General features: G+C 36.7%; 16 protein-coding genes. 14 read left to right on the top strand and 2 right to left on the bottom strand.

The annotated features are described in order from the left end of the window. Window positions 1-135: 135 nt before the first annotated feature. The 11 genes from rpmB (at window position 136) to PR699_RS17620 (ending at window position 9424) form a co-directional block, all read left to right on the top strand. Window positions 136-372 carry a 50S ribosomal protein L28 gene (gene rpmB, locus PR699_RS17670; protein WP_004924239.1) on the top strand — a complete coding sequence of 79 codons (237 nt, stop codon included), beginning with the start codon at window positions 136-138 and terminating at the stop codon, window positions 370-372. Window positions 373-383: 11 nt separating this feature from the next. Beyond that, window positions 384-551, top strand: a complete 168-nt coding sequence (gene rpmG, locus PR699_RS17665; RefSeq protein ID WP_004924244.1) for a 50S ribosomal protein L33 — start codon at window positions 384-386, stop codon at window positions 549-551. A 197-nt stretch (window positions 552-748) separates the two neighbouring features. After that, window positions 749-1813, top strand: a complete 1065-nt coding sequence (gene rfaQ, locus PR699_RS17660) for a lipopolysaccharide core heptosyltransferase RfaQ (protein WP_004924247.1) — start codon at window positions 749-751, stop codon at window positions 1811-1813. 1 nt (window position 1814) lies between these two features. Beyond that, on the top strand, window positions 1815-2939 hold the full coding sequence (locus PR699_RS17655) for a glycosyltransferase family 4 protein (protein WP_014657195.1): 1125 nt from the start codon (window positions 1815-1817) through the stop codon (window positions 2937-2939). After that, window positions 2932-3729 (top strand): lipopolysaccharide core heptose(I) kinase RfaP, encoded by a 798-nt coding sequence (rfaP, locus tag PR699_RS17650; protein WP_014657196.1) that lies wholly within the window; start codon window positions 2932-2934, stop codon window positions 3727-3729. Before PR699_RS17655 ends, rfaP begins: the two co-directional genes overlap by 8 nt. Before the next feature lie 24 nt (window positions 3730-3753). Then, window positions 3754-4761, top strand: a complete 1008-nt coding sequence (gene waaO, locus PR699_RS17645) for a lipopolysaccharide 3-alpha-galactosyltransferase (protein WP_014657197.1) — start codon at window positions 3754-3756, stop codon at window positions 4759-4761. 14 nt (window positions 4762-4775) lie between these two features. Further along, the gene (locus tag PR699_RS17640; protein WP_272577867.1) at window positions 4776-5594 is read left to right on the top strand and encodes a hypothetical protein; all 819 of its coding nucleotides are present in this window, start codon (window positions 4776-4778) and stop codon (window positions 5592-5594) included. After that, complete coding sequence (locus PR699_RS17635; RefSeq protein WP_336297935.1) at window positions 5594-5998, top strand: hypothetical protein; 405 nt, start codon at window positions 5594-5596, stop codon at window positions 5996-5998. Before PR699_RS17640 ends, PR699_RS17635 begins: the two co-directional genes overlap by 1 nt. Then, a complete protein-coding gene (locus tag PR699_RS17630; protein WP_014657199.1) occupies window positions 5991-7010 on the top strand; it encodes a glycosyltransferase in 1020 nt (339 codons plus the stop codon). The genes PR699_RS17635 and PR699_RS17630 overlap by 8 nt, the downstream gene beginning before the upstream one ends. Window position 7011: 1 nt before the next feature. Next, entirely contained in the window at window positions 7012-8154 is a 1143-nt protein-coding gene (locus tag PR699_RS17625; RefSeq protein ID WP_014657200.1) for a glycosyltransferase, read from the top strand. Between the two features lie 289 nt (window positions 8155-8443). Beyond that, window positions 8444-9424, top strand: a complete 981-nt coding sequence (locus tag PR699_RS17620) for a glycosyltransferase (RefSeq protein WP_014657201.1) — start codon at window positions 8444-8446, stop codon at window positions 9422-9424. A 31-nt stretch (window positions 9425-9455) separates the two neighbouring features. Here PR699_RS17620 and PR699_RS17615 read toward each other — a convergent pair whose 3' ends face one another. Then, window positions 9456-10694, bottom strand: a complete 1239-nt coding sequence (locus tag PR699_RS17615) for an O-antigen ligase (RefSeq protein ID WP_014657202.1) — start codon at window positions 10692-10694, stop codon at window positions 9456-9458. Window positions 10695-10906: 212 nt separating this feature from the next. Here PR699_RS17615 and mutM point away from each other — a divergent pair, with 212 nt between their 5' ends. Further along, window positions 10907-11716, top strand: a complete 810-nt coding sequence (gene mutM, locus PR699_RS17610; RefSeq protein WP_014657203.1) for a bifunctional DNA-formamidopyrimidine glycosylase/DNA-(apurinic or apyrimidinic site) lyase — start codon at window positions 10907-10909, stop codon at window positions 11714-11716. Between the two features lie 2 nt (window positions 11717-11718). Here the strand turns inward: mutM and coaD are convergent, their stop codons facing one another. Continuing rightward, window positions 11719-12204 (bottom strand): pantetheine-phosphate adenylyltransferase, encoded by a 486-nt coding sequence (gene coaD / locus PR699_RS17605; RefSeq protein ID WP_004924268.1) that lies wholly within the window; start codon window positions 12202-12204, stop codon window positions 11719-11721. A 215-nt stretch (window positions 12205-12419) separates the two neighbouring features. Here coaD and waaA point away from each other — a divergent pair, with 215 nt between their 5' ends. Both waaA and PR699_RS17595 read left to right on the top strand, forming a co-directional pair. Then, entirely contained in the window at window positions 12420-13697 is a 1278-nt protein-coding gene (gene waaA / locus PR699_RS17600; protein ID WP_014657204.1) for a lipid IV(A) 3-deoxy-D-manno-octulosonic acid transferase, read from the top strand. Between the two features lie 207 nt (window positions 13698-13904). Continuing rightward, entirely contained in the window at window positions 13905-15365 is a 1461-nt protein-coding gene (locus PR699_RS17595; RefSeq protein WP_014657205.1) for a glycosyltransferase family 39 protein, read from the top strand. The last annotated feature ends 12 nt before the right edge of the window (window positions 15366-15377 follow it).

Below are 15377 nucleotides of genomic sequence, written 5' to 3'. Positions count from 1 at the left end.
TCAGTAAATTTTTTTACTAAGATGATAACATTCTTTTCAGTCAATAAAGTTTGCTGAGATGGGCTCCTAAGCCTGACGAGGCGGCCATACCCAGAACAAAAAAGCTCGAGCTGATTAGATTTTTGGAGAATAGACATGTCACGAGTCTGCCAAGTTACTGGCAAGCGTCCAATGAGCGGTAACAACCGTTCACACGCATTAAACGCGACCAAGCGTCGTTTTTTGCCAAACCTGCACTCTCACCGTTTCTGGGTTGAGTCTGAGAAACGTTTCGTAACACTGCGTGTATCTGCTAAAGGCATGCGTATTATCGATAAAAAGGGTATTGATGCTGTTCTTGCTGAACTGCGTGCCCGCGGTGAGAAGTACTAAGGAGCTAAAAAATGGCTAAAGGTATTCGCGAGAAAATCAAGCTGGTTTCTTCTGAAGGTACTGGTCACTTCTATACCACTACGAAGAACAAGCGTACTATGCCAGAAAAACTGGAAATGAAAAAATTCGATCCAGTTGTTCGTAAGCATGTAATCTACAAAGAAGCAAAAATTAAATAATTTTTGTTTTCTTATAAAAAACCCAGCTTTGGCTGGGTTTTTTTATTTTAAAAATCAAAAAACTATGACGATAGGCATTCAAAGCTATATCGATTATTACTAAAGTAGTAACATGTTTATTATTGATTGAATTAATAGTGTTAGTTTTTGTCAAAGAACTATGTCATTTTACGTATAGATATAATTAAGAGTGTCTGGTGAAAAAACAGTTTAAAAAAATTCTTGTTATCAAGATGCGGTTTCATGGGGATATGTTACTGACGACGCCCGTCATCAGTACATTAAAACAAAACTATCCTGATGCCGAGATTGACGTGTTACTTTATCAAGATACGATCCCTATTTTGTCTGAAAATAGGGAAATTCATGCCTTATATGGTATGAAAGGTAAAAAGGCTAATGGTCTAAGTAAAGCATGTAATTTTATTCGTTTATTATTCAAACTACGCCGTAATAAGTATGATTTAGTTGTGAATCTAGCCGACCAATGGATGGTGTCTCTTCTGGTGCGTTCTATCCCTGCCCAAATGAAAATCTCCCATAAATTTGGTCATCGAGATTCCAAATATTGGCTAAATAGCTTTACACACTTGACCGAGCCTCATGGTGAACACGTTGTTATGAATAATCTTTCTGTGCTTGAACCGTTAAAAATAACGAATCTAAAAACCAATTTAACGATGTCATACACAGAAGAAGATTGGAAAAATATCGATCAAAAGTTATTAGAGCTAGGTGTACACAGCAGTTATGTGGTGATCCAGCCAACCGCACGGCAGATATTTAAATGTTGGGATGATGAAAAATTTGCACAAGTCATTGATGCATTACAATCTCGTGGGTATCAGGTTGTTTTGACCTCAGGGCCAAGTAAAGAAGACCTAAACTGTATTGAGACGATTGCTTCTCATTGCCAAACCAAGCCTATTACTGAATTGGCAGGTAAAACGACGTTTCCTGAGCTTGGTGCCTTAATTGCGCATGCCGCGTTATTTATCGGGGTTGATTCAGCACCGATGCATATTGCAGCGGCTGTAAATACACCAATAGTGTGTTTGTTTGGTGCAACGAATAATGTATTTTGGCGTCCGTGGAGTGATAATGTTGTGCAGTTTTGGGCGGGTGATTATGAGGCGATGCCACCAAGAGAAAAGCTCGATAGAACTAAAAAATATCTTTCTATCATTCCCGCATCTGATGTTATTGAGGCAACAGAAAAAATGCTGCCTATGAATATTCGTTCAATAATGACAAGGCTCTGAGATGATTTTGGCATTTTGTCTGTACAAGTATTTTCCATTCGGTGGTTTGCAGCGTGATTTTTTGCGTATTGCATTAGCATGTCAGGCAAGAGGACAGCAGATCCGCGTCTATACTCAATCATGGGATGGCGATAAACCTGCAGGGTTTGAAATTATCATTGTGCCTGTGACTTCTAAAACCAACCATGGACGTAATGCGCAGTATTGTGAGTGGGTTCAGGCACATATTAAACAACATCCTGTGGCTCGTGTGGTTGGCTTTAATAAGATGCCGGGCTTAGATGTTTACTATGCGGCGGATGTTTGTTACGCAGAAAAAGTCGCCAATGAAAAAGGTTTTTTCTACAAATTGACGCCTCGCTATAAACATTATGCCCAGTTTGAAAAAGCGGTGTTTCAGACAGGAAAGCCGACTAAGCTATTAATGTTAACACCTCATCAAATTGCACATTTTAAAAAACACTATGCTACAGAAGCGTCGCGTTTTTATATGCTGCCGCCGGGGATTGCGCAAGATAGAAAATACGATAAACAAATCCCCAATGCGCGGCAAATTTATCGAGAGAAAAATCAGATACCTCAGTCAGCGTATTTGTTATTGCAGGTTGGTTCCGACTTTAAGCGTAAAGGGGTCGATAGAACCTTAAGAGCGATGGCTGCATTGCCTGAGGAGATTAAGAAAAATACGTTATTAATGGTAGTTGGGCAGGATAAGCCTGAAAAATATCAGCATCTAGCAAATACACTGGGTATAGGTAAACAAGTCTCCTTTTTTAGTGGGCGTAATGATGTTGCTGAGCTAATGGCAGCGGCTGATATCTTAATGCATCCAGCATACCAAGAAGCGGCGGGTATTGTGTTGCTGGAAGCTATAACAGCAGGTTTACCCATTATTGTTACGGAAGTTTGTGGTTATGCTTCATTTATTGCTGATGCTCAATGCGGTATTGTGATCCGTGAACCATTTGAGCAAAAAACGTTAGATTCTGCGCTTTCAGAAAGCCTGCAAAATAAACAACAATTAAAAAATTGGGCAGAAAAGGCGCGGCATTTTGCGGATACAGAGGACTTATATAGTTTACCTGAAAAAGCGGCTGATATTATTTTAGGACATCTAGATGATTGAACTTAAAACACCTTTTAGTGAGCTATGGAAAAATAAAGATCCTTTTGTTGAAACTGAGCAGTTAGAAGGTGAGGTTTTTCGTCAGCTAGAAAGTCGCAAAACATTGCGCTTTGAGCTTGGTGGTGAGAGCTATTTTATCAAAATCCATTATGGTACAAGCTTAAAAGAGGTGTTAAAAAACCTGTTTTCATTAAGGCTACCAGTATTGGGGGCTGATAGGGAGTGGAACGCAATTCATCGGCTAACAAAAGCGGGTGTAGATACGATGGATGGCCGTGCATTTGGGCAAAAGGGTGTGAATCCGCTACGCCGCCATTCCTTTATTATTACGAAAGATTTAACGCCAACGGTGAGTTTGGAAGATTACTGTGCAAATTGGCCAAGCCTAGCGCCTGATTTTAGAGTTAAACAATTGATTATTCGCCGTGTTGCTCAAATGGTACGTAAAATGCACGCCGTTGGTATTAATCACCGCGACTGTTATATTTGCCATTTTTTACTACACTTGCCTTTCTCAGGTGAAGAGCAGGATTTGAAAATCTCGGTGATAGATTTACATCGAGCGCAACTTAGAAAGAAGGTTCCAACTCGTTGGCGTGATAAAGATCTTATTGGGTTATACTTTTCTTCATTAAATATCGGCCTAACAAGCAGAGATATTTTCCGTTTTATGAAGGTTTACTTTGATTCGCCTTTACGAGAAATTTTAAAAGAAGAACAAGCTTTGGTACTCAAAGCAGGAAGCAAGGCAAAAAAAATCCAAGAGCGTACAAAACGCCGTGGTTTATAGATAAACAATTTGTTGGGGTCTTATATGGTCGTTGAATTTGATAAAATGATACAACAAGTTATCCCACTCGGTGTGTCAGATTTAGATATTTCATCTTACTTTCATGTCGCATATGGCATTGATCATAATTTTTTATATGGTTGTGGCGTATCTATTGCCTCATTGTTGATGCACAATGAGCGCACCAATTTTTCTTTTCATGTATTTATAGACGATTCAATTAGTGATACTGATTTGGCTCGGTTTAGGGAGCTCAGTGACGACTATAATGTACAAATTACCCTCTATATAATTAATTCTAGTAGTATAAAAACACTTCCTACGACTAAGAATTGGACGCATGCTATCTATTTTCGATTTATTGTTGCAGAATACTTCATCAATAAAATAGATTATCTATTGTATTTGGATGCCGATGTTGTTTGTAATAATTCGATTGAGGGGCTTACTCAGTTAGACTTACAAAATAAAGTAGCCGCGGTTGTCACTGAACGAGATGAAAATTGGTGGAAAAAACGAGCTCAAACTTTAGGTTTCCCCGAAGTATCCGCAGGATATTTCAATAGTGGTGTGATGTATGTAAATTTAGCCGTTTGGGAAGAAAATCAGGTTACAAAAAAATCAATGTCATTACTTATGGATACGAATATTAATCATAAGATTAGTTATCCTGACCAAGATGTGTTGAATATATTATTAGCAGATAAAGTCGTTTATTTGGATGTTGTTTATAATACACAATTTAGCTTAAATTATGAGTTAAAAGATCAATTTCACTATCCTGTTAATCAAAATACTATTTTTATTCACTATGTTGGACCAACTAAACCTTGGCACGAATGGGCTACCTATGAAACAGCCAAACCTTTCTCTGATGCTCGATCAGTGTCACCTTGGAATAACGTACCATTATTAAAGGCTAAAAATAGCAACCATTTGCGTTATTGTGCTAAGCATATGTTTAACCAAGGTAAATTATTTTCTGGAATCAAAAATAGCATTCAATACTTTTGGGCTAAATTAAGTAATTAATCATTGGGTAAATTATGCCTTTTTTAGAAAGAAATCAGAATACTCTTTCGAAGTATAATAAAGCTTTAATCTTTATGTTTGTTGTGCTTTTTTTTGTGGACAATGTTACTAGGTATAAACACATGCTATTCTACCTAATGATAGCTACATGTTTGGTATATTTATCATTAGACACAAGAAAGGTGCTAAAAAGATTAAATAATAAACTTTTATACTTAGTCGTGTTGTTTTCATTGGTTTTTTATATTTCAATAAGTTACTCAAGCATGCCTGATGCATCAATGAGAGCGATTAATAATAACTTCTTTAATTATGGGGTGCTTAGCCTATCTCTTTTATTACCGATTCTTCTCTACAAAGAAAATATAAAAACGATTTCAAATTTACTATTGACTAGTTTTTCTGCATCATTAGTGGTTGTTTTACTTATTGAACTATATCGGTACTATGAGGCTTATCAGAATGGTATTTTACCATTTACAACCTATAACTTTAGGAGTGTTTCAGATGCCTTGGTTTTTTACTTTCCTATAATTCCGATCCTTTGGTATCTATTGCCTAAATCTAAGCTAATTTATTTTTATATACTAAGTGTTGTATTTTTATTTGTTTTGTTAGGGACTCTTTCCCGAGGTGGGTGGGTTGCTGTGGCTATGGCAGGTTTATTATTTTTATGTTTTAAACGTCCATGGAAATTGATTGGCTCGATACTATGTATCTCGTTAATTTCATTGATCTCATTAAAATCAATCTACCCAGATATGACTAAAACTCTATTTTATAAACTACTCATCGATATAAAAATGGTACACAGGGAACAGCACTTGAGTTAATTTTAGAGAATCCAATTATTGGATATGGATTTGGTGATAAAATATACATTGATAAATATAATAGTGTTGTACCAGAAAAACCGGATTGGGTATTTAAGAAGTCATTGGGGCCTCATAATATCTGGCTATATATTTGGTTTGGTGTAGGTATCTCGGGGCTGATTGCTTTTAGTGCGGTTTTTTTGTCGATGTGTTTTTCCTTATTCAAGGAAATCAAAAGTACAGTCAATGAATCAAAAAGCTATTTTGCATTTATAGCGTTATTAATGAGCCTCATTAGCTTTTATCTGGTTCGAGGGATGTTTGAGCAAGTGGACCTAAAACCATTAGGTGTTCTTTTAGGTTTTTTAATTGCTATGATGGGGCACAGTTCAACAAAGAATAAGAGAAAGCACTATGAATAACCTCATAACAAATAAATATGTGCTCGGCGAAGTGGGTAAAGCTGATAATTCCTTGTTATCATGCTTAGATGTTATTTATGGTTCTGATGAAAACTATCAGTTTGGAGCTGGGGTTTCAGCGGTGTCTTTACTCATAAATAATCCAACCACATTTTTTAGATTCCATTATTTTCTAGATAAAGTTAGCTCTGATTTTCTAGAGAAACTTAAAGTTATTGCAAGTCAGTTTCAAGTGGAATTTCATGTTTATGAATTAGATAACAAATTACTGAAAACACTTCCTGCTTCTGATGTTTGGTCATCAGCGATGTACTTTCGGTTAGTTGCCTTGGATTATCTGTCGAGTGATTATGATTTTGCTCTCTATTTAGACGCGGATGTTATGTGTAATGGTATCTTAGATTTAACGACTAATTTAATCAAAGACAAAGTCTGTGGTGTCGTTGCTGATGATATCGGTGTAAGAACGAAAAGTGAAACAAGGCTTCATGCGCCTTCACTAGCAAAGACTTACTTCAATTCTGGTGTCATGTTTGTCAACTTAAAAAAATGGCATGAAAAGCAGATTACCCAACAATGTTTTGAGTTGTTATCAGCAGAAAATGCTAAGCAACGATATAAATATCCTGATCAAGATGTGTTAAACCTTATTTTAAGAGATGACTTAGAACTACTTAGCCAAAGATTTAATACTGTTTATACATTAAAAAATGAATTATATGACTCAACTCACCAAAAATATCAACAGGTTATTACACCTGAAACAGTCCTAATTCATTACACAGGTGTGAGTAAACCTTGGCACACATGGGCAAATTATCCCGCTTCCCAACCTTTTTATAAGGCTTTGATGCAATCGCCTTGGACAACGAATGACTTAAAACCTGCAACTAAATTTGTTGAAAGAAAAAAAGAGTATAAACACTTATTAAAACAAGGAAGGTTTATTAAGGGGTTTTTATCAGGGAGCCAATATTTGTTTATGAAAATGTTCAGGAGCAAAAGATACTAATATGATTAATAAAATAGTTTTCACAGTAACTCCTATTTATTCTATTCCACCGAAAAGTGCGGCTGCGATTGAGTCGTGGATGTATAATGTTGCGAAGAGATTAGATATCGAAAACCGTATTGTTTGTATACAAAATGAAGGGTATTCGAGTCATTCTATTGTGAATAAAAATTGTGAAATTGAACGCATCAAATTTGGAAAGGTGTACACAAGGTTATTTAAAAAATGGACAAGACTGGATCCTTATTCTTATGCAGATAGGATTGTTAAAATTAAACATAAATTTGCTCCAGTTCCTAATGAAAGCGTTATTTTTGTGCATAATCATATTAAGTCTTTCAAGAAAATAATAAAAAAAGAAGGGCATAGCAATGTTGTATTGCATATGCATAACTTTTTTGAACCTAAAGACGTACCAGAAGACATCAAAATTATTGTACCAAGCCGTTTTATGAAGGATTGGTTCCGTGAGCGATTGCCAAAAGCATATATTGAAGTGGTTCGTAATGGATTTGATGGTGAAATTTATGCTCAACCACCGGAAATCAATCGTGAAGATTTTGGACTGACACAAGAAGATAAAGTTATTTTATTTGCAGGTAGAATAGCTAGAGACAAGGGAGTGCTTGAGTTAATGCAGGCTTGTCAGGTTTTCTTCAAAGAGGATAAACGCTATAAGCTAGTGATTGTCGGTGACCCAAACGCGGCATTGAAAGGTGAGCTAGCACAATATCAGGATGAGGTCAAAAACTACGCAAAAAACTTGGGTGAGCAGTGTATTTTCTTAGGTGGAGTGCACCCTGATAAAATTAGACACTATTATTCATTTGCAGATGTGATTGCAGTACCTTCTATAGCACCAGAACCATTTTGCATGGTAGCACTTGAGGCTATGGCTTCAGGTCGACCAGTTATTGCATCTCAACGTGGTGCAATGGTTGAATTTATTAAGCACAATGAAACGGGTTTTATATTTCGTGAACCATTATCAGCCGCTAGCATGGCGGATGATATTAATAACGCTTTAAATCATGATAATAGAAGTCAAATAGCCGATGCTGGAAAGCAGTATGCCTATGACAATTTTACCTGGGAAATTGTGAAAAACGAATTGAGAAGTGTTATTGATAAGTGGTATAAATAATTTTTGCATAAGTTCTGAGCATACGTTATTAATATATTGTATTGGCGCAAATCTTGCCTACTCTATATTGAGTTAAGATGGTTTCCATCAGAATGTTGAATTTAGTAACTTATTCAACTAGTTACAGTTATTGATGTTTTTAGCATATTTTTCAGATTATTATGAATAGATATTAGGCTATGATAGAGTTTTTATATGTTCTAAAGTGATTATATTGGAGCTAAAGATAAAAACTGTTTCTTTATCATAAACTAAGTATCGAATAATAATATTCAGTAAGGTTAACAAAATGCTAAGTCATGAAATGATCAAATCACTAGTTGAAATAAGCGGCAGTAAAGCTAATGATCGTGATGACGGCTACTTTCATATTGCTTATGGGGTCGATGAAAAGTTCCTCTACGGTGTTGGCACATCAATTTCATCGATCCTTATTAATAATAAAGAGACGCATTTTCATTTCCATATTTTGGTTGATGACCTAACAGACAAACAGCTTTTCCAACAGCTAGTTGAGAGTAGCCAGCATAAAATAACCATTTATTTGATTGATAACCAAGAATTTAAGCGGTTACCGTTGCCATCGCAAGCTTGGAGTCATGCCATTTATTTTAGATTAGTGATTATCGATTATCTTTCACAATCAATTGATAAATTACTCTATTTGGATGCAGATGTTATTTGTAAAGGTAACCTTTCATATCTAAAAACATTGGAGTTTAATGAAAATATTTATCTTTATGCAGTAAAGGATAAATTTTGTAGTGAAAAGAAACAGCTACCAATGGAGATGAGTAAATACTTTAACTCTGGATTTTTGTATATGTCAATCCAGAAAATGGTTGAAGAAGATATTCCGAATCGGGTGATTGAATTAGTAAAAAGTAGTCATTTTACTCATCCAGATCAAGATGCCTTGAATATTTTACTTAATAATAAATTAGTGAATATCAGTGAGAACTTTAATTTTATGTTCTCTTTAGATTGGTATATTACCAGTAAGAGGGATATTAATAATATACCTGATGAGGTTGTTTTTATTCACTTTGTTGGTTTAACTAAGCCATTTCATGAATGGGCAAATTTCTATAGTGAATATCAATTTTTTGAGATTGCACGACAGAATTCGCCTTGGAAAAATATCCCTTTACTTAAAGCCGAAAGTTATAAGCAATTATCCCGTAAAAAATCACACCTAAGAAAGAATGGGAAGTTTTTGCAATTTTTATTAGCAACAGCAGAATATATGAAAAAGAAAATATTTCATTAAGGGAATGCTGACTTAGTCAGCATTACTCTGCTTAGTTTGATAGCTTTCTGTTGATCAAAATTGCTACTAAAATATTGTATAGAAAGAAAATATCTAAGAATATAAATTCAAAGAGGCAGTAAATTAAAAAATAGCCAATAGAAGAAACAAGTATCCCGACATTGAGAATATTTTTTTGGATTTTTATCGAACTAAGTAGATCTTTTAAATTAATAATATAGGCCAAACAGAATAAAATTAAACCACCTAAACCAACGTTATACATAATGTTTAGGAAGAAGGGATCATCATTATTATGTACGTACTCTTTTTTACGCTCTGAGTAGACACCTCCTCCAGAAAACCGCTCAGCATGGTTATCATTAAGATACTGGTTATAAGATACGGAACCATATCCCACGCCAAAAACTATATTTTTATTTTCATGAGTAAAAATAGGAAGTCTTGTTAAAATAATTTTATCTCTACTTGAGGTAATATTTTTAGCACTTAGAGTCTGATTTATTTTATTTTTTACTTGAGGAATTGTGGTATATGCAATAGTTGTAATACTTAAAGAAGCAATTATGAAAATGACTATATATAAAACAAATCTTTTAATACTTTTGGAGAATAAAAATAAAATAATCAGTGATTCAATAAGTAATGAAAGAACACCACCTCGGCTACCAGTATAGAGTAAAAAACAGAAAGCTAAAATAGATAAAATGAACATCGCAGCTTTTAATATTTTATTTTTAAAAATAAAAAAGGCGCTAAAAGTGAATGGAAAAAGTAAGGTAGTATAGTGAGCAAAGCCATATCTGAGCTGCAAATATAAAGGCAGGTCACTACTTTTAAATTGCTTTAATACAGGTGAAATAAAGATAGTAAAAGCCAGAGTGGCAATTAGAGCATAACTGATTGTTTTTATTGATTTTGATTCATTATTTTTAAAGGCTATTAAAAATAATGAGATAATAATGACATAGCGCCAGTCATTAAAAAATTCTTTGAGTGCCTCTAGAGTAAAGCCGGGGTAAGTAAAAAACAGGATACAAGACAAACACCATAAGTTGAATAAAAAGAATACCTTCTTACCCCTAACAAGGTTAATAATGTTATCTTTAATATGGATCTTATTTTTTATAATGACATAAATAGTGTAAAGGAAAAGCAAGGCGGCAGAAATGTTTAAAACACCTTGAGTATCATTTGTAAACATACCCAACATGACAAGAGAAACTAATAGGAAAGGAAGTTGGCTAATAATACTGTTTTTTATATTCACAAATCCGCCTGCTGATGAATGTCATTTTTCTTTTTAGGGTGAGCAAACGCTACGAAATGTTTTTATCGTGCTAGATAACTTATCTTTGATTGCTAATGTATGAATTGTATTTATCATATACTTGAATGTCCAGACTATCAGGCAGTTAACATTGCGATTTAGTTTAAGATATTTGATTTCTATTAATCATTTCGATGTTTAAGGATCGACTTATGCCAGAACTACCCGAGGTTGAAACCAGTCGTAGAGGGATAGAACCACATCTTGTTGGTAACTCAATTCAGTATGCAATTGTTCGTAACAGCCGCTTACGTTGGCCTGTATCAGAGCAAATTAAAAGTTTATCTGATGAAATGATTTTAAGTGTACAAAGGCGCGCTAAGTATCTGTTAATCGAACTAAAAAATGGTTGGATTATTATCCACTTAGGCATGTCGGGTAGTCTGCGTATATTGTTGGAAGAATTGCCTGAAGAAAAACATGACCATGTTGATTTGGTATTAAAAGATGGCAAAGTACTACGGTACACGGATCCTCGGCGCTTTGGTGCGTGGTTATGGTGTGATGATCTTGAAACGAGTCGTGTTTTATCCCATCTAGGCCCAGAACCTCTTTCTGATGAATTTAATGCTCAATATTTATTTGAGCAGGCAGGAAAGCGAAAAATAGCCATTAAACCTTGGCTGATGGATAACAAGGTTGTAGTGGGTGTTGGTAATATTTATGCTAATGAAGCACTATTTGCGGCGGGCATTTCACCAGAAAAAATCACGCACACATTGACTCTTGAACAATCGATTGATTTGGTCCAGCAGATCAAAAAGGTACTGCAGCGCTCTATTGAGCAGGGTGGAACCACGCTGAAAGATTTTCTACAATCCGATGGGAAACCAGGGTACTTCGCCCAAGAATTGTTTGTATATGGTAAAAAAGGTGAGCCTTGTTTGATATGTGGCACGCCAATTCTTAGTATCAAACAAGGCCAACGCAGTACCTTTTATTGTCCTCAATGTCAAAAATAAGCTTAAATTTTATTCAGCTTTTTTAGCATCGCTTCAGCGACAACGGGCGGAAGGAAAGAAGAAATATCGCCATCATGGAGTGCCACATCTTTTATCAGTGACGATGAAACAAAAGATAAGCTTTGTGAAGGGAGTAAGAATACCGTTTCCAATTCAGGAACAAAATGGCGGTTCATGTTTGCGAGCTGCCATTCATATTCAAAATCCGCAACAGAACGAACGCCACGGATAAGTATATTTGCGCCATGTTTTTGTGCGAAATTAGCCATTAGCTCAGAAAAGCCAACCACCTCAACATTGTTTAAGTGCGAGGTGACTTTTTGGGCAAGTTCAACACGCTCTTCAAGGGTAAACATGGGACTTTTGCGTTGGCTATTAGCGATAGCGAGTAATACGTGGTCAAACATTGCCGCCGCACGAGAAACAATATCAATATGGCCTGAAGTAATAGGGTCAAATGTACCAGGGTAAATCGCTTTATGTTTCATAATATTGATATCTCGTTGTTTGTTAACGCTAATTTAAAAAATTTAAATTAAGTAATATGTGCATATTATCAACATTATCGACTATTAAGTGCTGTTGCAACCGACTAATGATGCCCTAAGCAAATTTTAAAGCTATTTTTAGGTGCATATTCTGCACACTTTAATAAAAGGTTTATGTTAAGATAGCGCCAATTTTGGTAAGTGAATCAGATCGAATGTTATTGCGTTTATATCAGGTACTTCTTTATCTTATCCAGCCACTCATTTGGGTACGCCTATTAGTGCGGGGTCGCAAAGCTCCCGCGTATCGTAAGCGTTGGGGTGAACGTTATGGTTTTTGTGCTGGTAAAGTTGCGCCGGGCGGTATTCTGCTGCATTCAGTATCTGTTGGTGAAACCCTTGCTGCTGTGCCTTTGGTACGGGCATTACGGCATCACTATCCGTCATTGCCGATTACGGTAACCACGATGACACCAACAGGCTCCGAACGAGTCGTTTCGGCATTCGGTGATGATGTCTACCATGTCTACCTTCCTTATGATCTCCCGTGCTCTATGCGCCGTTTTCTTAATCAAGTTGATCCTAAATTAGTAATTATTATGGAAACGGAATTATGGCCGAATATGATTAATCAACTTAATCGTCGCCAAATACCCTTAGTGATTGCGAATGCGCGTTTGTCTGAGCGCTCTGCGGCAGGCTACCAAAAATTAGGTAGTTTTGTGAAACGTATGTTGCGTAATGTCACGATGGTTGCTGCACAGCACCAAGAAGATGGTGAGCGTTTCATCAAGCTAGGGCTAAGACGTGTGCAATTAAATGTCACGGGGAGCCTTAAGTTTGATATTTCCGTTACCCCAGAGCTTGCGGTTAGAGCCGTCACATTACGCCGGCAGTGGGCGGCACATCGACCCGTTTGGATTGCCACTAGCACCCATGAAGGTGAAGAAGCTATTGTGTTAGCGGCACACCAGCAATTATTAAAACAATTTCCTGATTTATTACTGATTTTAGTTCCTCGTCATCCTGAACGTTTTGCCAAAGCAGAAGAACTCACCCAAAAAGCAGGCCTTAAGTTTATTCGTCGTAGTGAAGGTATTGTGCCTACTCCTGATATACAAGTGGTTGTCGGGGATACGATGGGGGAGCTGATGTTGTTATATGGAATTGCGGATTTAGCATTTGTTGGTGGCAGCCTTGTGGAAACAGGGGGACATAACCCGTTGGAAGCGGCAGCACATGCGTTACCTGTTTTAATGGGACCACATACGTTTAATTTTAAGGATATTTGTGGGAAGCTGAAGCAGGCGGATGGCTTAATTACGGTGACTGATAGCGATTCAATGGTTCAAGCCGTCACTAGCCTCCTGTCAGACGAAGATTACCGTTTATATTATGGTCGTCATGCTGCGGAAGTTTTGCATGAAAATCAGGGGGCGCTACAACGTTTATTAAAGCTTTTACAACCTTACTTGCCTCCGAGAGAGCAATAATTTTAACGATTATTTCTAATTCAGAATATTGAACTTGAATAAAACGACAATAGATGATGACTATTTGTCTTCCTTTCTTATTATTCGCTATAAACTATAGTAGAATCTGCCGTTTAATTTCCATTGGTGCTATTAGGTGTGTATTTTTATGCATGATGAGTTTGCCTAATAGATAGTGGGTACTTTTACTCAATTATTTAAGACAGTATGCCAGCAATCAATCAATCAACATCAAACAAATATGTTTATTTATGGGTCATTGGCTATGCGGTTGCATGGATTCTAGCCAGCTTTCACTTAGATCCTACAGTGCCTTATGATACGGTGGAAGCCGTTAACTGGGGGATGAATGGGGAGTGGGGTTCACCAAAAAACCCTTGGTTTGTTGGTGTTCTTATGTGGCCTGCTATTTATTTGGGTATTTCCTACAGTTTTTACTGGTACTTTATTCATTTTGTCGGGGTTGCCTTTGGTTTATTGGGGGTCTGGAAATTAGCATACCGTTTAACAGCATGTCGTGACCTAGCTTGGTTTGCGATGTTGATGTTGAATTTATCGGGTGTGATTAATTTTGATATCATTCCTTACAATGATAACTATATTTTAGTGACCTTTTGGGCTTGGATAATCTACTTTTTCTTACGAGCCGTTTATGAAAATCCGGCTTGGTGGCTGCTTTTTGCTTTATTTGCAGGTTTGGCGACAATGGGGAAATATTCAACATTATCGCTGGTAGGATCGGTATTTTTATTAACGTTATTTGTTAAACAAGTTCGCCAAAGTTATCGTTATCCTGTTTTTTATTTAGCGATTGCACTTTGGTTTGCGATTGTATTACCTAATTTCTTTTGGTTAATGGCGAGTGATTTTTCTGCCTTTAAATGGGTGGATTCACAGATTGACCCAGGCTTTAATTTGCATACGACTAAGGCGGCGCTCAGCGTATTTTATCCTTTAATTATTGCCGCCATTATTTTATATAGCTGTGGTGGGAAATTAGGTTGGCCGAAATCGCTAGCAAATCGTATGGCGAATTTCTTGGTTCTTTTCCCATTAGCGGTGATCTATGGTTGGTTCTCTTTCCATGACGGTGGGCGTATTACCGAATGGTTGCAACCCTTTATGGCAGCTTGTGCCCCGCTATTTATTGGCTCTATAACAGTCATGCCGACTAAATCACTCAGAAAACCACTGATTGGTTTAGCCCTTTTCGGTGTCGTGGTTCTGTTAGGTTATTGTGTTGTGCAAGCGGCTAATATTAAGGGCGCAGGGCAAAAATTTATTGGCGTGAAAACGTTGATCGCGGAGGGTGAAGATCGCTGGCATGAACGTTATGGCGTTCCACTAAAATATGTTGGTGGTGAAGATAATTTACATCAATGGTTTATTATCTACGCAAAAGATAGGCCACATGTGATCCAGCCTTGGACCCTTGAACATCATATGCCGCCGAATGTGTATAATCGCAAGATTACAGAAGCGGAGATCCGTCAGCATGGTGCATTGCTGTTAGGTCGTAAGTATGATGATTGCGCTCATGAGAATTTTGATAAGGTTCGTCAGTACTGGCCACAATTTACGATTGAGAAAGAAGATGTTATCTATCGTTCAGAGCCGGATGCTGAGCCAGAAACTATGTGTTTTGGGTTTATTGCGCCTGAAAAGTAGATTGAATGTAAC

The sequence above is a fragment of the Providencia sp. PROV268 genome (assembly GCF_028477805.1).
Taxonomy (GTDB): Bacteria; Pseudomonadota; Gammaproteobacteria; order Enterobacterales; family Enterobacteriaceae; genus Providencia; species Providencia stuartii.
This window is presented reverse-complemented; position numbering and strand designations above follow the sequence as displayed.